We start from the raw sequence: 20,232 nt of genomic DNA, 5'->3' as shown, positions 1-20,232 counted from the left end.
CGCTCGCGCCGCACGCAGTGGGCGAGCCGCGACGAAGCCTGGCGGCACTTTTATTCGAAGCCCGCGTTCGCCCGCTGGGACGCACGGATGCTGTCCGACTATATCGACTTCGGCATTCCGCAGAGCGCGCCCGACGGCGCCCGCTCGCTCGCGTTCGACCGCCGCACCGAATACAAGATCTATAAAACCTTGCCGCATACGTTAGGCTCGCGCCTTGTGCGCGGTGCGCCAGTACCGGTCGGGTTTATCGCCGGCACGCATTCGAAGGAAATTCGCCAGGTCGGGCTCGAAGCGACGCGACGCGCCACGGGCCGCCATCTCGAGTGGATCGAGGGCAGTCATCTGTATCCAATGGAGAAACCGCTGGAAACCGCCCGTGCCGTGCAGCGGATGTTGCGTGAGTTGGAACGCAGCGCCTGACATCGCGCGGGAGGGCAGGCGAGAGCAGGCGAGTGATCCCGCAGCACTATAGGGCGCAAGACTCCGCCAGGCGGCACAAAAAACGGTGCAGGATCGGCATGGACGCCGTGCATTTCGCTGGGTTGAGGCCCTTCTTTACGGTATAATCCGTTTTTCCCGCGAGCATCCAGCGATGACCAAATATGTTTTCGTCACCGGCGGCGTAGTTTCTTCCCTCGGCAAGGGTATTGCCGCCGCTTCCCTCGCCGCGATCCTCGAATCGCGCGGTCTGAAAGTCACCCTCCTCAAACTCGATCCCTACATCAACGTCGACCCCGGCACGATGAGCCCGTTTCAACACGGCGAAGTGTTCGTGACGGAAGATGGGGCAGAGACTGACCTCGACCTTGGCCACTATGAGCGCTTCATCAGCACGAAGATGCGCAAGGCCAACAACTTCACCACGGGCCAGATCTACGAATCGGTGATCCGCAAGGAACGTCGAGGCGATTATCTGGGCAAGACCGTGCAGGTGATCCCGCACATCACGAACGAAATCCAGGCTTTCGTCGAACGCGGCGCAGCGTCTGCGACGTGTGGCGAGCCGGACGTGGCAATCGTCGAAGTGGGCGGCACGGTGGGTGACATCGAATCGCTGCCGTTCCTCGAAGCCGCCCGTCAGATGAGCCTGCGCCTTGGCCGCAACAGCGCGTGCTTCGTGCATCTGACGCTGGTGCCTTGGGTCGCCACGGCTGGCGAACTGAAAACCAAGCCTACCCAGCACAGCGTGCAGAAGCTGCGCGAGATCGGTATCTCGCCCCACGTGCTGCTGTGCCGCGCCGACCGTCGCATTCCGGACGACGAGCGCGCGAAGATCTCGATGTTCTCGAACGTGCCGGAAGACGCCGTGATCTCGGTGTGGGACGCGGACAGCATCTACAAGATTCCGCAAATGCTGCACGACCAGGGCATGGACGCGATCGTCTGCGAAGAGCTCAAGCTCACGCCGAAGCCCGCTGATCTGTCCATCTGGTCGGAAATGGTCGACAAGCTCGAACATCCGAAGCACGAAGTTACGATCGGCATGGTCGGCAAGTACGTCGATCTGACCGAGTCGTACAAGTCGCTGATCGAAGCGCTGCGCCATGCGTCGATTTATACGTCGACCAAGGTCAATATCGAATACATCGATTCGGAAGAGGTCGAGACCGAAGGCGTCGAAAGTCTCAAGCATCTGGACGCCGTGCTGGTGCCAGGCGGCTTCGGCCGGCGCGGTACCGAGGGCAAGATCGCCGCGATCCGTTATGCGCGCGAAAACAAGGTGCCGTACCTGGGCATCTGCCTCGGCATGCAGCTGGCCGTGATCGAATTCGCGCGCGACGTGGTGGGTCTGAAAGACGCCAACAGCACCGAGTTCGATCAGAACACGCCGAACCGCGTGGTCGCCTTGATCACCGAGTGGTACGACCGTGACGGCCGTGTCGAAACGCGCAGCGAAGAGTCGGATCTCGGCGGCACTATGCGTCTTGGTTCGCAACGTTGCCCGATCAAGCCCGGCACGATGGCCGAAGAGATCTATGGGAAGGATGTGAACGAGCGTCACCGTCACCGTTATGAAGTCAATAACCGCTTCGTGCCCCAACTCGAAGCCGGTGGCCTTATCATCAGCGCCCGTACCCCGAGCGAAGATCTGCCGGAAATGATGGAATTGCCGCGTGACATGCACCCGTGGTTTGTCGGCGTGCAGTTCCACCCGGAATTCACGTCCACACCGCGTGACGGACATCCGCTGTTCAAGTCGTTTGTCGAAGCGGCGCTGGCGCACCAGCTTCAGGTGTCGAGCGTCGAGGAGAAAGCATGAAACTGGGCGATTTCGAAATCGGACTGAACAAGCCGTTTTTCCTGATCGCAGGCACCTGCGTCGTCGAATCTGAACAGATGACGATCGACACGGCCGGCCGGCTCAAGGAAATCTGCGCGAAGCTGAACGTCCCGTTCATCTACAAATCGTCGTACGACAAGGCCAATCGCAGTAGCGGCAAGTCGTTTCGCGGTCTGGGCATGGACGAAGGCCTGCGCATCCTGTCAGAAGTGAAGCGCCAGTTGGGCGTGCCGGTGCTGACCGACGTGCACAGCGAATCCGAGATCGAGCAGGTTGCGTCAGTGGTCGACGTGCTGCAGACGCCGGCTTTCCTGTGCCGTCAAACTGACTTCATTCATGCTTGCGCGCGTTCAGGCAAACCGGTCAACATCAAGAAGGGCCAGTTTCTCGCGCCGCACGACATGAAGAACGTGATCGACAAGGCGCGGGAAGCGGCGCGTGAAGCCGGTCTGTCGGAAGACCGCTTCATGGCGTGCGAGCGGGGTGTGTCGTTCGGTTATAACAATCTCGTGTCGGACATGCGATCGCTTGCGATCATGCGGGAGACCGGCGCGCCGGTCGTGTTCGATGCAACCCATTCGGTGCAGTTGCCGGGTGGTCAGGGCACGACCTCGGGCGGCCAGCGCGAATTCGTGCCGGTCCTCGCGCGTGCCGCAGTCGCAACGGGCGTGGCGGGACTCTTCATGGAGACCCATCCGAATCCGGCAGAAGCCAAATCGGATGGTCCTAACGCCGTGCCGCTGCATCGCATGGCCGAACTGCTCGAGACGTTGCTGACGCTCGATCAGGCCGTGAAGCGCGCGCCGTTCCTCGAAAGCGACTTCAACTGATGCTGTTTCGTGTGCTGTGCCGACCTGATTGCCGGCGCAGCGCGTCTGATTCCGATTTGAACCCAATGGTCGTCGAGAGTGTCTGGTTAGAAGCGCAGCTTCGCACGCCAGACGCTGTTTCACCGTAAGAATCCAACGTCATTTCTTGAGGAAACCATGAGTGCTATCGTAGATATCATCGGTCGAGAGATTCTCGATTCGCGAGGCAACCCCACCGTCGAATGCGACGTCCTGCTCGAATCGGGCACGATGGGCCGCGCTGCGGTGCCGTCGGGTGCATCGACGGGTTCGCGCGAAGCGATCGAACTGCGCGACGGTGAAACCGGCCGCTACGGCGGTAAGGGCGTATTGAAAGCGGTCGAGCACATCAACACGGAAATCTCCGAAGCGATCATGGGCCTCGACGCTTCCGAGCAGGCTTTCCTCGACAAGACCTTGCTGGAACTCGACGGCACCGACAACAAGTCGCGCCTCGGCGCCAACGCCATGCTGGCTGTGTCGATGGCCGTCGCCAAGGCTGCTGCTGAAGAAGCCGGCTTGCCGCTGTACCGTTACTTCGGCGGCTCGGGCGCGATGCAACTGCCGGTGCCGATGATGAACATCGTCAACGGTGGCGCGCACGCCAACAACAGCCTGGACATCCAGGAATTCATGATCGTGCCGGTCAGCCAGCCGACCTTCCGCGAAGCACTGCGCTGCGGCGCTGAAGTGTTCCACGCGCTGAAGAAGATCCTGAGCGACCGCGGCATGAGCACGGCAGTGGGCGACGAAGGCGGCTTCGCGCCGAACTTCGGCAGCAACGACGAGTGCCTGTCCACGATCCTGCAAGCCATCGAGAAAGCCGGCTATCGCGCTGGTGAAGACGTGCTGCTGGCGCTCGACTGCGCAGCGAGCGAGTTCTACCACGACGGCAAGTACCAGTTGGCGGGCGAAGGCCTGCAACTGTCGTCGGCGGAATTTACCGACTACCTCGCCGCGCTGGCCGACAAGTTCCCGATCGTGTCGATCGAAGACGGCATGCACGAAAGCGACTGGGCCGGCTGGAAGATCCTCACCGACAAGCTTGGCAAAAAGATCCAGCTGGTGGGCGACGACCTGTTCGTTACCAACACGCGCATCCTGAAGGAAGGCATCGAGAAGGGCATCGCCAACTCGATCCTGATCAAGATCAACCAGATCGGTACGCTAACGGAAACCTTTGCCGCGATCGAAATGGCCAAGCGCGCGGGTTACACAGCAGTGATCTCGCACCGCTCGGGCGAAACGGAAGATTCGACCATCGCGGATATCGCGGTTGGCCTGAATGCGGGTCAGATCAAGACGGGCTCGCTGTCGCGCAGCGACCGTGTCTCCAAATACAATCAGCTTCTGCGGATTGAAGAAGATCTGGGCGACATCGCAAGCTACCCGGGCAAGTCGGCGTTCTATAATCTGCGTTGAGCGTCGTTTTGACCGCTCATTTGACCGATGAGCGGGCTTCCCTTCGTTTCTGATTCAGCACGCCGCCCTGCGTATAGCGCAGGGCGGCGCGTATTTATTGTGCTTACCTCATGCGGCTTGTCACTGCTGTCCTGATCGTACTGCTGGTGTTGATTCAGTACCCGCTCTGGTGGGGGCACGGCGGCTGGCTGCGCGTCCACGAGTTGCAAAATGAACTGGGGCAACAGCTCCAGAAAAACAACGACGAGAAGCTGCGTAACGAGCGTATCGGCGGGGAGGTGCAGGACTTGCAAACCGGCACGGCCGCGGTTGAAGAGCGCGCGCGCTATGAGATGGGTATGGTGAAGGACGGCGAGGTGTTCGTGCAGTTCGTGTCGCCGAATGCACCGTTACCAGCGACGAATAACGCGTCGGGGGATACGTCGACACGCGGTGAGGTGTCGGCTGCGCCGGTGCGGGTCGTGCCGAACCCTGAATCGCGTGCGAAGCCGGATCGTAAGCATGGTGGCAAGAGTTCTAAGGACACGGTTGCGAAAGACAAGAAGCCTGCGCATTGAGTCCGACGGATTCTTCTTGAGGAGCGGTGCCGTTTAGCGTTCGGCTGATGCGGAACGCAGAACCCAGAAGCAAAAAAGCGCGGTGAAAACCGCGCTTTTTTATTGGCTGCGTCTCGGGAAGTGCGAGAGGTCCGGTTCATGCTGCGGTCCTCCATCGGTCGGACGCCTAAACAAAATGGCGATGACACGCCGCCGACGAGCAGCGAAACTGCGCCGCCTCGACCCTCCCGGCCAAGCGGCGCATACCACGTCTCTTAGTGCCGCTGAGCAGCAGCAGGCGACACGCCCTGCGAGAGTTCGCTGGCGACAAAAAGTTGCGCGACATCGACTGGATCGAACTCGTAGCGCTGGTTGCAAAATTCGCAGTGAATCTCCACATGGCCGCGCTCTTCTACCACGCTGTCCACTTCCTCACGGCCTAGCATTTTCAGCATTGCGCCCACTTTTTCACGTGAGCAGGTGCATTCGAAACGCGCTGTAGTGGGTTCGAAGTGCTGCACATTTTCTTGCCAGAAAAGACGTCGGAACAAGGTCTCCGGTTCTTCCTTCAGCAGTTCGTCTTGCGACAACGTGCCACCCAGCACGCACACGCGTTCCCAGGTGTCGGCGTCCAGTGCGCCCGGATGCGGGACGATACCGCCGTCGCCGGGCAGCTTTTGCAGCAGCATCCCAACCGCGCGCTCGGTATTGGCCGCCAGCCACAGGCGCGTGTCGAGCTGCTCCGAGTGATGCATGTAATGCTCGAGCACTTCGGCCATCGACTTGAGCGGGCCGTCCACACCGGACAGCGGCACGATACTTTGATACGGCTGCTGGCCTGGCTGCTTGACGCGCGGGTCGAGCGTGATCACGCAGCGGCCGTGGCCGCTTGCATTCACGAGATCGATGAGCGGCGTGCCTTCGACGATCGTGCTGTCCGCTTCGCCCGAGAACTTGGCGGTGGCACGCATTGACAGGTCGGAGCTGCACTGCACGACCAGCATCTTGACCGGGCCGTCGCCGAAAATCTGCATGACGAGCGTGCCGTCGAACTTCAGGTTCGCCGAGAGCAGCGCGCACGCGGCCATCATTTCGCCGAGTATCGTGCGCACCGGCGCTGGGTAGTCGCGGCGGGTCAGCACTTCCTGCCACGTGTTGCGCAGCGAAACGATTTCGCCGCGCACAGGCGCCGCGCTGAACATGAATTTTTGCAGCTGGTCGTTCACAACTTTTCCTCGGTCGAATGGCGCAGCAGATTGCTGCGCCGGCACAGCGCGCGCAACGGCAGTTCTAGCCGATGCGCACGAGCTGCGCCTTGAAATAGGCTCGGCGCTGCGCGTAACTTTCCGCGCTTTGGCGTATGCGGGCCATGTCGGCTTCCGTCAGTTCGCGGACGACTTTGGCCGGTGCACCCAGAATCAGGCAATTGTCGGGAAACACCTTGCCCTCGGTCACGATGGCGCCCGCTCCGACCAGACAGTTGCGGCCGATAACCGCTCCATTCAAGACCACCGCCTGAATTCCGATCAGCGAGCCTTCCTTGATGGTGCAGCCATGCAACATGACCTGGTGGCCGATGGTCACATTGGCTTCAATCGTCAGGGGAAAGCCAGGATCGGTGTGCAGTACGGCGTTTTCCTGGATATTGCTGCCCACGCCGAGGGTAATCGGCTCGTTGTCACCGCGAAGTGCCGCGCCAAACCAGACGCTCGAATTTTCCTCGAGCGTCACTTTACCGATGATGGTCGCCGTATCCGCGACGAACACGCTTTCATGGATAGTCGGGGCTGCATCGCCAAGCTTGTAGATTGCCACAGTGTCTCCTGTTGACCAGCGTGGGCGTGTCGAGCGGAGCGGGTGCCTAAGCGGTCGACCAGGCTTCGCGCTTTAGCGCTTGAGTCTGGCCTCATGTACGGCATTTGCTCTGTTCGTATGCCTTCCTCCGGTCCCATGCAAAATGGTTGCTGTTGATCGGTCGCCCGAGCCCGGGTTAAGGGCGCGGTAGCGCAGACGACGCGCCACATGGTCGAATCGCGTATTGTAAACGGTTGTGTGGAGTGGCCACGGTGGCTCCGCCATGACCCCACTGTGCCCCTCGCCAGGGATAGCGCAGCAGGTCGCGTTGCGCTAATAACGCCGACACCACGAGCCTTTCCGTCGACTTTCCGCTTCTTTCGTGCATCTTCCATGAATTCAGCTGCTCCCTTTACGGCCCCCGCCGCAATCTGCGCCCGTAGCGAGGCGCTCGCGGCGCTGTGTCAGCGAGATCCGTTGACCAAGGCGGCTGCCGTCCGCGCACTGTATGAGGCTGTGCTTGACGGCCGCGCCGCCTGTCTTCCCGCCACCGCGCTCGACGAGCCACCCGGCTTGCCGGGGCGCCCGGTCCGCCCGGAACTGGTCGAGCCGCGCAAGCTCGGACGACGCAGCATGCAGTCACCCGAGGGCCGTGCGGTGCTGCTTCACGCACTCGCGCATATCGAATTCAACGCAATCAATCTCGCCCTCGACGCCGTTTGGCGCTTTGCGAACATGCCCGTTGTCTTCTACACCGACTGGCTCAAGGTCGCCGCAGAGGAGGCGCATCATTTTTCGCTGCTGATCGCCCGGCTTGCGGAATTCGGCCACGCGTACGGCGATTTTCCCGCGCATGACGGCCTCTGGGATATGTGCGAGCGCACGCGTGGCGACGTGCTGGCGCGCATGGCACTCGTGCCGCGCACGCTGGAAGCGCGCGGCCTCGACGCGTCGCCGCCCATCCGCGCCAGGCTGCAACAGGCGGGCGATCATGCATCGGCAGCGATACTCGACGTGATCCTGCGCGACGAGATTGGGCACGTGCTGATCGGCAACCGCTGGTTTCGCCACCTGTGTGAAGAAGGCGCCCTCGACCCGCACACCACCTACACCCGTCTTGCCGACCAGTATCACGCACCGAAATTACGCGGTCCGTTCAATTTTGAGGCGCGCCGGGATGCCGGTTTCGACGAGGCCGAACTCGCCGCCCTCGCTGGACTTGACGCCAGCGCGCCGGCCGCGAACTGAGCCTCATCTCCACGCGGCGCGCGAGGCAGCCCGAGCGTCTTCGGTTCTATCTCGTTATAATCGAACGACCATTCTTTTTTGGGTACGCCTTTCCCATGAACACGTCAGAGTCCGACTTCATCACTGTCCGCGGCGTACCTTTGCATGTGCGCCGCTGGGGTAACCCGGGCGCTCCGGCGCTTTTCATGCTGCACGGCTGGATGGACGTCGCGGCGTCGTTTCAGTTCGTAGTGGACGCGCTGGGTGGCGACTGGCAGGTCATCGCGCCGGACGCGCGCGGTTTCGGGCTCTCGGGTTGGCCGGTGGCGGAGCGGGGCGGCAGCATTTATTGGTTCCAGGAATATCTGTCCGATCTTGATGCGCTGCTCGACCACTACGCACCGTCGGGTGAAGTCAATCTGATTGGACACAGCATGGGCGCAAATGTGGTCTGCCTGTACGCGGGCGTGCGCCCCGAGCGCGTGCGGCGCGTCGTCGACCTGGAGGGATTTGGCCTCGCGCCTTCGAAGGCTGCGCAGTCGCCACACCGTCTGCGCAGTTGGCTCGACGAGCTGCGCGCACCGCCACAACTCAGGCATTACGGCTCGTTGGACGAGGTCGCGGCACGGCTCACCAAAACCAATCCGCGTCTCGCCTCGGGACGTGCACGCTTTCTTGCGGAGCATTGGTCGAAGCCGGACGGCAATGGAGGCTTCATGCTGCTGGCCGATCCTGCCCATAAGCTGCGCGGCCCGCTGCTGTACCGTCTCGACGAAGTCATGGCTGTATGGACCAACGTGCGTGCGAAGGTGCTGCACGTCGAAGCGGCCGCGTCGCCGACGCTCGCGCACATTGCCGGAGACATTCCACTCGACGAGTTCAAGGCACGGTTTAGCGCCTTTCCTGATTGGCGCGAGAAGATCATCGAGGATGCCGGTCATATGGTGCATCACGACCAGCCTGAACAGGTGGCTGCGTTGATCGAGGCATTCTGCGCGTAGACCTTGCGCGTAGCCTTGGGTGATGGCGCAGTAATCCGCCGACGCATGGGCACTAACGAATCGCCTGCGTTCAATTACTGCGTTGCAGTAAAATGATTGCAGAACCTTCTTAAGACCCACATGAACGCCGATCTGCATTGCCATTCAACCGTTTCCGACGGCCAGCTTGCGCCAGCCGACGTCGCGCGCCGCGCGCACGCTGGCGGCGTGACGCTTTGGGCGCTGACTGACCACGACGAGGTGGGTGGCCAGCACGAGGCCCGTGAAGCCGCCGAGCAACTTGGCATGCGCTACCTCGCGGGCGTCGAGATTTCGGTGACGTGGGCTTCGCGAACGGTGCATATCGTTGGCCTGAACATCGATCCAACCTGTCAGGCGCTAATTGACGGCCTCGAGCGTACCCGCAACGGCCGCGCCGCGCGCGCGGAAGCGATCGGCGAGCTGCTTGGCACGCTCGGTATTCCAAATGCCTATGAGGGCGCGTTGAAGTACGTGTCCAATCCCGACATGATCTCGCGCACCCACTTCGCCCGGTTCATGGTCGAGCATGGCTATGCGAGCTCAACCCAGGACGTTTTCACGCGCTTTCTTGGCGACGGCAAGCCTGGCTACATTGCGCATCGCTGGTCCAAGCTGTCGGACGCTGTACGCTGGATCCAGATCGCGGGCGGCGAAGCCGTGGTCGCCCATCCGGGGCGCTACGACTACACGCCGGTCGAATTCGACGCGTTGTTCGGCGAATTCATCGAGCTGGGCGGCAAAGCCATTGAAGTGGTGACCGGCAGTCATACGCCGGACCAGTACCGGGAGTACGCGGATGTGGCGCGCCGCTTCGGTTTCGAAGCCTCGCGCGGCTCCGATTTCCACGCGGCGGGCGAGGGACGCGTCGATCTCGGCACGTTGCCGCCGTTGCCGTCCGATCTGAAGCCTGTCTGGGAACGCTGGCTGTGAGGGCGTCCGGCGCGTCGGGAGGGCGCGTATCGCCGAGGTTTCGCGGGGACTCCGCGCGTAGTCTGTGGATCTTTGCTGCGCGTGTGGACGAGCTGATTTCCCTCTAATCACCATGTCCCAATTCTTTCGGCTCCATCCGGATAATCCGCAGCCGCGCCTGATCAAGCAGGCCGCGCAGATCATCAACGACGGCGGCGTGGTCGCGTTGCCGACCGACTCGAGCTACGCGCTCACCTGTCACCTGGACGACAAGGACGCCGTGGAGCGGCTGCGCCGCATTCGTGGTCTGGACGAGCGGCAATTGCTGTCGTTGCTGGTGCGGGACCTGTCTGAACTCTCCAACTTCGCGCAGGTCGACAACCGTCAATACCGCCTCATCAAGTCGGTAACGCCCGGCCCGTATGTATTCGTGCTGCAGGCCACCAAGGAAGTGCCGCGGCGCCTGTCGCATCCGTCGCGCAAGACGATCGGGCTGCGGGTGCCGGATCACGCGATCACGCTCGCTATACTCGAAGAACTCGGCCAGCCACTGCTTGGCACCACCCTGATCATGCCAGGCGAGACCCAGCCGCTGAACGACGCGGAAGAAATTCGCGAGCGGCTGGAGAAACAAGTTGATCTCGTGATCGACGGCGGCGCGTGCCCGTGTGAACCGTCGACGATCGTCGATCTGACCGGCCCGGAACCTGTGCTGGTGCGGGCAGGGCGCGGCAGCCTCGCGCCTTTCGGTCTCGAACTGCCGGCATGAGGCTACGCTATCGAACTGACGTCGCCGACACACGTACCCATTCAAACGGCCACTTGCGCACCCACATAAAAGCCCGCATGAGTGAAAGCGGACAGACGCGTGCAATCGCGTTGTTACAATAGCAGGCTATGGACTCCTCCCTGATACAGACCATTGCGGTCTACGCATTACCGGTGATCTTCGCCATCACGCTGCACGAAGCCGCGCACGGCTACGTAGCGCGTCTCTTGGGGGACAATACCGCCTACGTGCTTGGCCGCGTGTCGTTCAATCCGATGCGGCATATCGATCCGCTCGGCACGATCGCCATCCCGCTTTTGCTCTATTTCGCCACCAGCGGCGCGTTCATGTTCGGCTACGCGAAGCCCGTGCCGGTTGCCTTCGGCAATCTGCGCAATCCGCGCTGGGGCAGCTTGTGGGTGGCGCTGGCCGGTCCCATGTGCAATTTCGTGCAGGCGTTGCTGTGGGGCGTAGTTGGCGTCGCGCTGGCGGTAATGAGCGTCGACGAGCCGTTTTTTAACCGCATGGCTGCGGCCGGCGTTGGCGTCAACCTGGTGCTTGGCGTGATCAACCTGTTCCCGCTGCCGCCGCTCGATGGCGGCCGCGTGCTGATGGCGCTGCTGCCGCCGCGTCAGGCGATTACGCTGTCGCGCCTTGAGCCGTATGGTTTCTTCATCGTGATGGCGCTGGTGATGACCGGCATTCTGACTCGCTACTGGCTGAGCCCGCTCGTCAATCTTGGTTACGACGCTGTCACCGCTATCCTGACCCCACTCGTTTCGCTATTTCAATAAAACCATGTTCCCTGACCGTATCTTCTCTGGCATGCGGCCTACCGGCTCCCTGCACCTCGGCCACTATCACGGTGTGCTGAAAAACTGGGTCCGGCTGCAGTCCGAATACCCATGTTTCTTTTGTGTGGTCGACTGGCACGCGCTCACGACGCACTACGAAACGCCCGAAGTGATCGAAAAGAACGTCTGGGAAGTGCTGATCGACTGGCTCGCATCGGGCATCGATCCGGCGCAGGCCACGCTCTTTATTCAAAGCAAGGTACCGGAGCACGCCGAACTGGCGCTGCTGCTCGGCATGAGCACGCCGCTGGGTTGGCTCGAACGCGTGCCGACCTACAAGGAGCAGATGGAGAAGCTGAAGGACAAGGACCTGTCCACCTACGGCTTCCTCGGCTATCCGGTGCTGATGGCGGCCGACATTCTGCTGTATCGCGGATCACTCGTGCCGGTCGGCGAAGATCAGGTGCCGCACGTCGAGATGACGCGCGAGATCGCGCGCCGTTTCAACTATCTGTACGGACGCGAGCCTGGCTTCGAAGAGAAGGCCAACGAAGCGGCCAAGAAGCTCGGCGGCAAGCGCTCGAAGCTCTACCACGAACTGCGCAACGCCTATCAGCAGGAAGGCGACGACGAGGCGCTCGAACAGGCGCGTGCGATGCTGCAAGAGTCGCAAAGTCTGTCGATGAACGACCGCGAGCGACTCTTCGGTTACCTGGAAGGCTCGCGCAAGATCATCCTCGTAGAACCGCAGGCGATGCTGACGGAAGCGTCACGCATGCCGGGGCTCGACGGCCAGAAGATGTCGAAGTCGTACGGCAACACAATCGGCCTGCGCGAAGACGCGGAGACGATCACCAAGAAAGTCCGCACCATGCCGACCGACCCGGCGCGCGTGCGACGCACTGATCCGGGCGACCCGGACAAGTGCCCGGTATGGCAGCTTCACCAGGTCTATACGGACGAAACCACTCACGAGTGGGTGCAGAAGGGTTGCCGCACGGCAGGTATTGGTTGCCTCGACTGCAAGCAGCCGGTGATCGAAGGCATCCTGCGCGAGCAGCAGCCCATGCTCGAACGGGCGCAGAAATACATGGACGATCCGTCGCTGCTGCGCGCGATCGTCGCCGACGGTTGTGACAAGGCTCGCAAGTTCGCCGTCGAAACGATGCGCGACGTGCGTGAAGCGATGGGCCTCTCGTACAACTGACGCGACGGGTCGAACAGACTGGCTGCCCCTCGACTGTGGCGACCGATCTGGGCGGCGCGGCCTGTACACGCGGACGCACGAATCGAACGACGTTTAACCCATTTGCCGCCCAGCCATGAGCGAATCCTTAGGCGCCGGTTCCCACACAACACTCGGTGAGCCGTCGCGCTGGGTGTGCGACTGGGCGCATCTGGTTGCGCCGGGCGGTGCCGTGCTCGATGTCGCTTCGGGGGCGGGGCGGCACGCCCGCTGGTTTGCGGCACGTGGTCATCCTGTGACGGCGCTCGACCGGGATACAGCAGCGCTCGCCACGATGCGCGATGAAGTGCCCATTACGACGATGCTCGCCGATCTGGAAGGCGCACCCTGGCCGCTGCCGGACGACGCGAAATTCGCCGCGGTAGTGGTGACGAACTACCTGCATCGGCCGTTGTTCGGGTCTCTGCTGCGCTCGCTCGCGCCCGGTGGTGTGCTCATATACGAGACCTTCGCGCAGGGCAATGAAACGGTCGGTAAGCCTTCTAACCCAGCCTTTCTGCTGCGGCCAGGCGAACTGCTCGACGCGGTGCGGCCGCATCTGCGCGTAGTAGCATTCCAGGATGGTTTCCTCGCGCAGCCTCGTCCGGCCTACGTCCAGCGGATCTGCGCGGTACTTGAGGCGGACCCTGCCGCCGCTCAGCAATATGGCGAGAGGCAAACTGCTCCCCCAGGTTGTTACGGACTGACAGGCTAATCCGCTACAATCGCGGTTTACTGATTAAATTCATGGCGTTTCATGACTAACAGCACTCAGGTCAACGGCCCCCAGATTCGCGGCAGCATTCCCGCCATCATTACCCCGATGCTTGAAGATGGCAGCCTCGATCTGCCGGCGTTTCGCAAGCTGATCGACTGGCATATCGAAGAGGGCACGAACGCGCTCGTCGTCGTCGGCACGAGCGGTGAATCGGCAACTCTGTCGGTCGAAGAGCATGTGCTGATGGTCAAGACCGCAGTCGAGCACACGGCGGGCCGCATTCCGGTGATCGCCGGGTCGGGTGGCAATTCCACCACCGAGGCGATCGAGTTGACGCAGCAGGCCAGGCAGGTCGGCGCGGATGCCACGCTGCAAGTCGTGCCGTATTACAACAAGCCGACTCAGGAAGGCATCTATCGCCATTTCACCAAGATCGCCGAGACCGTCGATCTGCCGGTGATCCTGTATAACGTGCCGGGCCGCACGGTTGCGGATATGTCGAACGAGACGATCCTGCGCTGCGCCCAGGTGCCGGGCATCATTGGCGTGAAGGAAGCGACGGGCAATATTGACCGTGCCGCGAACCTGATCAAATCGGCACCTGCGCATTTCGGCATTTACAGCGGCGACGATCCGACCGCGATCGCGCTGATGCTGTTGGGCGGCCACGGCAATATTTCCGTGACGGCCAACGTTGCGCCGCGCGCAATGAGCGAGTTGTGCAAGGCCGCGCTGGCGGCCGACGCAAAAACCGCGCGCGAGATTCACATGAAACTCCTGTCGCTGCACAAGAACCTCTTCATCGAATCGAATCCGATTCCGGCGAAGTGGGCGCTGCAGCAATTGGGGCGCGTGCAGGGCGGGATCCGCCTGCCGCTCACCCCGCTCGATGCGCGCTACCACGAAGTGGTGCGTGCGGCGCTGCGCGAAGCGGGCTTGCTGGGCTGAGTCGTTTCAGCACTGCGCAGCCCGTCACCGGCATTTCCTTAACCGACGTCGATATCGCCCACGTTCCCGGCATAGAACCAGGCACCGCGTTCCAGCTTCACGAAGGACCTCATGAAACGTTCCGCACTTTCCCTCCACGCAACCCGCATGGCGGCGCTGGCGCTTGCCCTGGTAACGCTCGCCGGCTGTGACACGCTGAACGACTGGTTTGCCTCCGACCGCGTCAATTACAAGGGCGCGGGGACTGCGCCGCCGCTCAATGTTCCGAGCGATCTGCAGGCTCAGCAGACCCAGCAAAAATACGTCGCACCGCCTGCCAATCTGGCCTTGGGCGGCGCGCCTACGCGGGCCGTGACGGCCGCCGGCAATTCCACGGAAGGCGTGCCCAACGCACAAGATCCGCTGGGCATGCACATTGAACGCGACGGCGATCACCGTTGGCTGGTCGTCGACGGCCGTACGCCCGAGCAGTTGTGGCCCCAGTTGCAGGAGTTCTGGCAAGACAACGGCTTTGTGCTGAAGACCGATGCGCCGACCACCGGCATCATGACGACCGACTGGGCCGAGAACCGCGCCAACATTCCGGACGACTGGTTCCGCCGCACGATCGGCAAAGTCGTGGATTTCGCCTATTCGTCCGGTACGCGTGACAGCTTCCGCACCTTGGTTTCGCGTGGGCCGACCGACGCCACCGACATTTCGATCACGCACAGCGCGATGGAAGAAATGTTGACGGGCCAGGACAAGGTTTCGTCGAAATGGGTGGAACGTCCGCGCGACCCGGCGCTCGAAGCGCTGTTCCTCGCCAAGCTGATGGAAAAGTTCGGTCTGACGGACGCGCAATCCAAGCAACTGCTGACCGACGCACGTCCGGCCACCGCACCGGTAACGGTCGCTATGGCGGCTGGCGCGGAAACGCTGGACCTGCAGGAGTCGTTCGACCGCGCCTGGCTGCGTGTGGGCCTGGCGCTTGACCGCACGAACTTCGCCGTGGATAACCGCGATCGCCAAAAGGGCATCTACTACGTGCGCTATGCGGATTCCGCGCAGGAGCTAAAAAAGGAAGGCCTGTTTGGCAAGCTTTTCTACAGCGGCAATTCCAAGAAGCCGGGCCAGGAGTTCCTCGTGCGCGTCACTTCGAATGGCGACACGGCGACCCAGGTGGCAGTGATCGATGCTAATGGCCAGATCGATACCTCCTCGGACGCACAGAATATCGTGTCGCTGCTGCACGCGCAGCTGAACTAAGGCGAGCCGTGCGGTTCGCCAGTCTGGGAAGCGGCAGCGAAGGCAACGCTTTGCTCGTGGAAGTGCAAAGCGGCGCGACTACCACGCGCGTTTTGCTTGACTGTGGCTTCTCGGCGAAGGAAGTCGAGCGCCGTTTGCTGCGCCTCGGCGCGGGCGTCGAGGGTCTCGACGCCATTCTGATCACCCACGAGCACACCGACCACATCGGCAGCGCACTGACGCTGGCGCGAAAGTGGTCTGTTCCTCTGTACATGAGCTGGGGCACCGCGCGAGCGGTAGGTGCGGATGAGGCTGATGTCGACCTGCATGTGCTCTGGGGCGACGAAGCCGTGGCAATCGGCGATGTGAGCGTTTTGCCTTATACCGTACCGCACGACGCACGCGAGCCCTTGCAATATGTGCTGTCCGACGGCGCGCAGCGATTGGGCGTGCTGACCGATGTGGGTACGTCGACGTCGCATATCAGCGCCGTGCTGAGTGGCTGCGATGGGCTCGTCCTCGAATGCAACCACGATGTCCAGATGCTGGCGGCGAGCCGCTACCCGCAGTCGCTGAAAGCACGGATTGGCGGTAACCACGGGCATCTGAACAACGATGCGGCGGCAGAGATCCTTGCATCACTCGATCGCTCGCGCTTGCGCCATCTCGTTGCGGCACATTTGAGCAAGCAGAATAACCGGCCCGAACTGGCACAGGCTGCGATGGCCGGCGTGCTGGGCGTGGCTGCCACGGAAGTGGTGGTGGCAACGCAGGACGATGGGTTCGGCTGGTTGAGTCTTTGATCCCCGATTCCAGCCCGCGACGACATCGCGGCCGGTGTGCAAAAAACAAAACGCCCATGACATTTGACTGTCATGGGCGTTTTGTTTTTTGCTTGATGTCGGTCTAAACCTGGTTACGGTTTATTACGGCAAGTATTTCAGCGGGCGGCGTCTGTTTCAATCAGCCGGCCCGCGCCGACCAGTTGGCTCCACTTAGTTGCGGTTGCCGCCGAAGATGCCGAGGAGCGCCAGCAGATTCACGAACACGTTGTACAGGTCGAGGTAAATCGCGAGCGTAGCCGTGATGTAGTTCGTTTCGCCGCCGTTCACGACGCGTTGCACATCGAACAGCATGTACGCGGAGAAGATCACGATAGCGAGGACCGACACAGTCAGCATCAGCGCCGGCAGGTGCAGAAACATATTCGCGACCATGGCCAGCAGCAGGACAATCACGCCAACGAACAGCCACTTGCCGAGACCAGAAAAGTCACGCTTGCTCACCGTGGCGATGGTTGCCATGGCGGCGAAGATCACACCCGTGCCACCAAAGGCCAGCATGATGAGCGACGGACCGTTCGAAAAACCGAGGATGAAGCTCAGCATGCGCGAGAGCATCAGCCCCATGAAGAACGTGAAGCCGAGCAGCACGAACACGCCGACCGAACTGTCTTTGGTGCGCTGGATGGCGAACATGAAGCCGAAGGCGATCGCGAAAAACGCCAGCATGCTCATGGCCGGGCTGGTGGCGGCGAACAGCGAGAAGCCGGTGGCAACGCCCACCCACGCGCCGAGCACCGTTGGCACCATTGACAGCGCCAGCAGCCAGTACGTGTTGCGCAGCACGCGGTTACGTGTTTCAGCCGTGCCGACAGCGCCATTGCGGCCAAAACTATAGGGATGATCGTTCATGGTTTCTCCTTGCGTCAGGCGTAGTGTCTCGCCGTGGTTATGCAGCTTTTCCAGTGGCGATTTTCGCCGCCAACCGGTAGTTCTGTACATCCCTAAGATTAGCGCCAGGGCAAGGAGTTTCAATGCCCCGCGACTGGTTCTGAAGGTAACTACAGACTCTTGCTTAGAGTCTTTCAATGCTGTAAGGGTTCAATCGCAATCATACATCGGAACATGCTACAATAGCGGATTCATTTGAATCTGTAACCTCTTAATTTTCTGGAGTTTTTATGGCGATCGAACGCACCCTGTCGATTATCAAGCCGGACGCAGTGGCCAAGAACGTGATCGGGCAGATCTACAGCCGTTTCGAAAACGCTGGTCTGAAGATCATTGCATCGCGCATGGTTCATCTGTCGCGCGGTGATGCAGAGAAGTTCTACGCTGTGCACGCTGCACGTCCGTTCTTCAAGGACCTCGTCGATTTCATGATTTCCGGCCCGGTTGTCGTGCAGGCGCTGGAAGGCGAAAACGCCATCCTGAAGCATCGCGACCTGATGGGCGCAACGGATCCGAAGAAGGCCGAAAAGGGCACGATTCGCGCCGACTTCGCTGACAGCATCGACGCCAACGCAGTGCACGGCTCGGATGCTCAGGAAACGGCCAAGGTCGAGATCGCGTTCTTCTTCCCGGAAGTCAACGTTTACTCGCGCTGATCGCTCGGCAAAGTAGTAAGGTAAAGCAGCAGGAACGGGCGCGAACGGCACATACGTTCATGCAGCTTGTTGCATGAATGAAAGTCTCGCACTGAAATGGCAGGATTCGATATGACGAGCAGTCCAACCGTCAACCTTCTCGATCTCGACGCCCAGGGGCTGGTCGCTTACTGCGGCAGCCTGGGCGAGAAGCCGTTTCGCGCCAAACAATTGCAGCGCTGGATTCACCAGTACAACGCTGCCGACTTCGACGGCATGACCGATCTGGCGAAGTCTTTGCGCGAAAAGCTCAAGGGTCGGGCAACCATCGCGATGCCCGGCATCGTCAGCGACCATATCTCTACCGACGGCACACGCAAGTGGCTGATCGACGTCGGTAACAGCAACGCAGTCGAAACCGTTTTCATCCCCGAAGAAACGCGGGGCACGCTGTGCGTGTCGTCGCAGGCGGGGTGCGCGGTCAACTGCCGTTTCTGTTCAACCGGCAAACAAGGTTTCTCACGCAATCTCACCACCGCCGAAATCATTGGCCAGTTGCGCATGGCCGAATTCGCGTTGCGCGCCTCGCTGGGCGCGGCGGGCGGTCGTGCCGTGGGAGGCGAAGGCAAGGGCGAGCGGGTTGTCACGAATGTCGTGATGATGGGCATGGGCGAGCCGCTCCTCAACTACGACGCCGTCGTGCCGGCCATGCGGCTGATGCTCGACGACAACGCGTACGGCCTGTCGCGCCGGCGCGTCACGCTGTCCACCTCGGGCGTCGTGCCGATGATGGACCGGCTTGGCGCAGATCTGCCGGTGGCGCTCGCGGTTTCCCTCCATGCGCCTACCGATCCGCTGCGCGACATGCTGGTGCCGCTCAACAAGAAATACCCGCTGCGTGAACTGATGGCGGCGTGCGAGCGTTACCTGAAAGTCGCGCCGCGCGATTTCATTACGTTTGAATACTGCATGCTGGATGGCGTCAACGACAGCGAGGCGCAAGCGCGCGAGCTGCTCGCGGTGACGCGCGACGTGCCGTGCAAATTCAACCTGATTCCGTTTAATCCGTTCCCGGAATCGGGTCTGCTCCGTTCGAAGAATGAGCAGATCAAGCGGTTCGCTCAAGTGCTGATGGATGCTGGCGTTGTCACCACCGTGCGCAAGACACGCGGCGACGACATCGACGCGGCGTGCGGCCAGTTGGCTGGCGCCGTCAAGGATCGTACGCGTCTTGCTGAGCGTACGGGCAAGTTGGCCGAGGTGATCGAAGTCCGGGCGATCTGAGCGCGGCTGCGGGGAGCCGCGGTTGTTGGCAGGACCGGTGCGAAAGGGCGAAAAACTCGCCGCGCGCCGGGGTGTTGAAAAGAAAGTTTAAAGAAGCGATCGGAAGCGGCACACGAGGCCGCACATTTTGTTATAAACGGTCTGCGAACCTGACTCGAGGCATGTTGCCTGGTGGGATCGCACGAATGAAAAGAATCGACGCGAAAGGATTTGGGATGAGTGAGCCGCAGCACCCGCACCCGCAGGACACAGGGACCGACGCAAGCCATCCGGCGCCGACAGGCGCGCGGGCTGCTGTGCAGCCTGCCGGAGAGACGGGGTTGGACTCGCTGACGGCGGTGGGCGCGCGGCTCGCGCAACTGCGCGAATCGAAGAACTGGTCAATCGACGATGTGTCGGCGCGTCTGAAAGTTTCGTCGGCGAAGCTGCGCGCGCTCGAGGCGGGCGACATAAGTCACCTGCCTGACACAACGTTTGCGCTTGGCGTGGTGCGCAGTTACGCGAAGATGCTGGGAGCCGATCCGGCGCCGTTTACGCAGGCTTTGCGCCGCGAAAAAGGCGTGCCGGCGCCGAACCTGTCGATGCCCGCTTCGTCAGGCAGAGATCTGCCGCGCGGGCGTGTATCGTTGTCGCTGGGTGACGGCGGCCAGAAACATCGCTCATGGATGTGGGGCATTGCGGCGCTGATCGTCGCGGTGATCGCGCTGGCAATGTGGCACACCAACGGCGGCGATTCGTCAGCGTGGCTAGCGCGCTTGCGCGCGACCGCTAACCAGGCCGCTGCAGGTTCAAACGGTGCTTCGGGCGCGGTGGCGCAAGGGGAAACGGCTAGTTCGGACGCAACGGCGCAAGCGCTCGCG

At 61.7% G+C, this 20,232-nt stretch carries 20 protein-coding genes and 1 pseudogene; 18 read left to right on the top strand and 3 right to left on the bottom strand.

The window, feature by feature from the left end:
- The 5 genes and pseudogenes from WCA85_RS29340 to ftsB form a co-directional block, all read left to right on the top strand.
- Positions 1 to 420: pseudogene (locus tag WCA85_RS29340) on the top strand (alpha/beta hydrolase); the annotation flags it as partial.
- 172 nt (positions 421 to 592) lie between these two features.
- A complete protein-coding gene (locus tag WCA85_RS29335; RefSeq protein WP_424068374.1) occupies positions 593 to 2,260 on the top strand; it encodes a CTP synthase in 1,668 nt (555 codons plus the stop codon).
- On the top strand, positions 2,257 to 3,111 hold the full coding sequence (gene kdsA, locus WCA85_RS29330; RefSeq protein WP_424068373.1) for a 3-deoxy-8-phosphooctulonate synthase: 855 nt from the start codon (positions 2,257 to 2,259) through the stop codon (positions 3,109 to 3,111). Before WCA85_RS29335 ends, kdsA begins: the two co-directional genes overlap by 4 nt.
- 156 nt (positions 3,112 to 3,267) lie before the next feature.
- Positions 3,268 to 4,551 (top strand): phosphopyruvate hydratase, encoded by a 1,284-nt coding sequence (gene eno / locus WCA85_RS29325; protein ID WP_424068372.1) that lies wholly within the window; start codon positions 3,268 to 3,270, stop codon positions 4,549 to 4,551.
- A 110-nt stretch (positions 4,552 to 4,661) separates the two neighbouring features.
- Entirely contained in the window at positions 4,662 to 5,108 is a 447-nt protein-coding gene (gene ftsB / locus WCA85_RS29320; protein WP_424068371.1) for a cell division protein FtsB, read from the top strand.
- A 254-nt stretch (positions 5,109 to 5,362) separates the two neighbouring features.
- Here the strand turns inward: ftsB and hslO are convergent, their stop codons facing one another.
- Positions 5,363 to 6,313 carry an Hsp33 family molecular chaperone HslO gene (gene hslO / locus WCA85_RS29315; RefSeq protein ID WP_424068370.1) on the bottom strand — a complete coding sequence of 317 codons (951 nt, stop codon included), beginning with the start codon at positions 6,311 to 6,313 and terminating at the stop codon, positions 5,363 to 5,365.
- Positions 6,314 to 6,377: 64 nt separating this feature from the next.
- Entirely contained in the window at positions 6,378 to 6,902 is a 525-nt protein-coding gene (locus tag WCA85_RS29310; RefSeq protein ID WP_424068369.1) for a gamma carbonic anhydrase family protein, read from the bottom strand.
- 372 nt (positions 6,903 to 7,274) lie between these two features.
- On the opposite strand from WCA85_RS29310, the gene WCA85_RS29305 reads away from it, so the two are divergent.
- From WCA85_RS29305 to WCA85_RS29260, 10 genes are all read left to right on the top strand, one after another.
- Entirely contained in the window at positions 7,275 to 8,129 is an 855-nt protein-coding gene (locus WCA85_RS29305; protein WP_424068368.1) for a ferritin-like domain-containing protein, read from the top strand.
- A gap of 95 nt (positions 8,130 to 8,224) precedes the next feature.
- Complete coding sequence (locus WCA85_RS29300; protein WP_424068367.1) at positions 8,225 to 9,109, top strand: alpha/beta fold hydrolase; 885 nt, start codon at positions 8,225 to 8,227, stop codon at positions 9,107 to 9,109.
- A 120-nt stretch (positions 9,110 to 9,229) separates the two neighbouring features.
- Complete coding sequence (locus WCA85_RS29295; RefSeq protein WP_424068366.1) at positions 9,230 to 10,060, top strand: 3',5'-nucleoside bisphosphate phosphatase; 831 nt, start codon at positions 9,230 to 9,232, stop codon at positions 10,058 to 10,060.
- 112 nt (positions 10,061 to 10,172) lie between these two features.
- Entirely contained in the window at positions 10,173 to 10,808 is a 636-nt protein-coding gene (locus WCA85_RS29290; protein ID WP_424068365.1) for an L-threonylcarbamoyladenylate synthase, read from the top strand.
- A gap of 128 nt (positions 10,809 to 10,936) precedes the next feature.
- Positions 10,937 to 11,602, top strand: a complete 666-nt coding sequence (locus WCA85_RS29285) for a site-2 protease family protein (protein WP_424068364.1) — start codon at positions 10,937 to 10,939, stop codon at positions 11,600 to 11,602.
- Between the two features lie 4 nt (positions 11,603 to 11,606).
- Positions 11,607 to 12,809, top strand: coding sequence for a tryptophan--tRNA ligase (locus WCA85_RS29280; protein WP_424068363.1), 1,203 nt, complete (start codon positions 11,607 to 11,609; stop codon positions 12,807 to 12,809).
- A gap of 115 nt (positions 12,810 to 12,924) precedes the next feature.
- Positions 12,925 to 13,542 (top strand): class I SAM-dependent methyltransferase, encoded by a 618-nt coding sequence (locus tag WCA85_RS29275; protein ID WP_424068362.1) that lies wholly within the window; start codon positions 12,925 to 12,927, stop codon positions 13,540 to 13,542.
- Between the two features lie 42 nt (positions 13,543 to 13,584).
- Positions 13,585 to 14,493: a 4-hydroxy-tetrahydrodipicolinate synthase gene (gene dapA / locus WCA85_RS29270; protein ID WP_424068361.1), complete on the top strand. Its 909-nt coding sequence runs from the start codon at positions 13,585 to 13,587 to the stop codon at positions 14,491 to 14,493.
- A gap of 111 nt (positions 14,494 to 14,604) precedes the next feature.
- Positions 14,605 to 15,741 carry an outer membrane protein assembly factor BamC gene (bamC, locus tag WCA85_RS29265; RefSeq protein WP_424068360.1) on the top strand — a complete coding sequence of 379 codons (1,137 nt, stop codon included), beginning with the start codon at positions 14,605 to 14,607 and terminating at the stop codon, positions 15,739 to 15,741.
- 8 nt (positions 15,742 to 15,749) lie between these two features.
- Complete coding sequence (locus WCA85_RS29260) at positions 15,750 to 16,523, top strand: MBL fold metallo-hydrolase (RefSeq protein ID WP_424068359.1); 774 nt, start codon at positions 15,750 to 15,752, stop codon at positions 16,521 to 16,523.
- Positions 16,524 to 16,715: 192 nt separating this feature from the next.
- On the opposite strand, the gene WCA85_RS29255 is transcribed toward WCA85_RS29260, so the two are convergent.
- Positions 16,716 to 17,414 (bottom strand): Bax inhibitor-1/YccA family protein, encoded by a 699-nt coding sequence (locus WCA85_RS29255; protein ID WP_424068358.1) that lies wholly within the window; start codon positions 17,412 to 17,414, stop codon positions 16,716 to 16,718.
- Positions 17,415 to 17,683: 269 nt separating this feature from the next.
- Between WCA85_RS29255 and ndk the strand changes: the two genes are divergently transcribed.
- The 3 genes from ndk to WCA85_RS29240 all read left to right on the top strand — a co-directional run.
- Positions 17,684 to 18,109 (top strand): nucleoside-diphosphate kinase, encoded by a 426-nt coding sequence (ndk, locus tag WCA85_RS29250; RefSeq protein ID WP_424068357.1) that lies wholly within the window; start codon positions 17,684 to 17,686, stop codon positions 18,107 to 18,109.
- Between the two features lie 111 nt (positions 18,110 to 18,220).
- Positions 18,221 to 19,372: a 23S rRNA (adenine(2503)-C(2))-methyltransferase RlmN gene (gene rlmN / locus WCA85_RS29245; RefSeq protein WP_424068356.1), complete on the top strand. Its 1,152-nt coding sequence runs from the start codon at positions 18,221 to 18,223 to the stop codon at positions 19,370 to 19,372.
- A 215-nt stretch (positions 19,373 to 19,587) separates the two neighbouring features.
- The coding region (locus WCA85_RS29240; protein WP_424068375.1) for a helix-turn-helix domain-containing protein at positions 19,588 to 20,232 on the top strand (645 nt) is incomplete at its 3' end.

This window comes from Paraburkholderia sp., assembly GCF_049581445.1.
Taxonomy (GTDB): Bacteria; Pseudomonadota; Gammaproteobacteria; order Burkholderiales; family Burkholderiaceae; genus Paraburkholderia.
Note: the sequence above shows the minus strand (reverse complement) of the source record. Positions and strands in the feature narration are given on the sequence as shown.

Coding starts and splice junctions, on each gene's coding strand:
- kdsA (WP_424068373.1), top strand. CDS start 2,257: ATGAAACTGGGCGATTTCGAAATCGGACTGAACAAGCCGTTTTTCCTG.
- dapA (WP_424068361.1), top strand. CDS start 13,585: ATGACTAACAGCACTCAGGTCAACGGCCCCCAGATTCGCGGCAGCATT.
- WCA85_RS29255 (WP_424068358.1), bottom strand. CDS start 17,414: ATGAACGATCATCCCTATAGTTTTGGCCGCAATGGCGCTGTCGGCACG.
- bamC (WP_424068360.1), top strand. CDS start 14,605: ATGAAACGTTCCGCACTTTCCCTCCACGCAACCCGCATGGCGGCGCTG.
- WCA85_RS29285 (WP_424068364.1), top strand. CDS start 10,937: ATGGACTCCTCCCTGATACAGACCATTGCGGTCTACGCATTACCGGTG.
- WCA85_RS29305 (WP_424068368.1), top strand. CDS start 7,275: ATGAATTCAGCTGCTCCCTTTACGGCCCCCGCCGCAATCTGCGCCCGT.
- WCA85_RS29295 (WP_424068366.1), top strand. CDS start 9,230: ATGAACGCCGATCTGCATTGCCATTCAACCGTTTCCGACGGCCAGCTT.
- WCA85_RS29275 (WP_424068362.1), top strand. CDS start 12,925: ATGAGCGAATCCTTAGGCGCCGGTTCCCACACAACACTCGGTGAGCCG.
- WCA85_RS29300 (WP_424068367.1), top strand. CDS start 8,225: ATGAACACGTCAGAGTCCGACTTCATCACTGTCCGCGGCGTACCTTTG.
- rlmN (WP_424068356.1), top strand. CDS start 18,221: ATGACGAGCAGTCCAACCGTCAACCTTCTCGATCTCGACGCCCAGGGG.
- WCA85_RS29335 (WP_424068374.1), top strand. CDS start 593: ATGACCAAATATGTTTTCGTCACCGGCGGCGTAGTTTCTTCCCTCGGC.
- ndk (WP_424068357.1), top strand. CDS start 17,684: ATGGCGATCGAACGCACCCTGTCGATTATCAAGCCGGACGCAGTGGCC.
- ftsB (WP_424068371.1), top strand. CDS start 4,662: ATGCGGCTTGTCACTGCTGTCCTGATCGTACTGCTGGTGTTGATTCAG.
- WCA85_RS29290 (WP_424068365.1), top strand. CDS start 10,173: ATGTCCCAATTCTTTCGGCTCCATCCGGATAATCCGCAGCCGCGCCTG.
- WCA85_RS29280 (WP_424068363.1), top strand. CDS start 11,607: ATGTTCCCTGACCGTATCTTCTCTGGCATGCGGCCTACCGGCTCCCTG.
- eno (WP_424068372.1), top strand. CDS start 3,268: ATGAGTGCTATCGTAGATATCATCGGTCGAGAGATTCTCGATTCGCGA.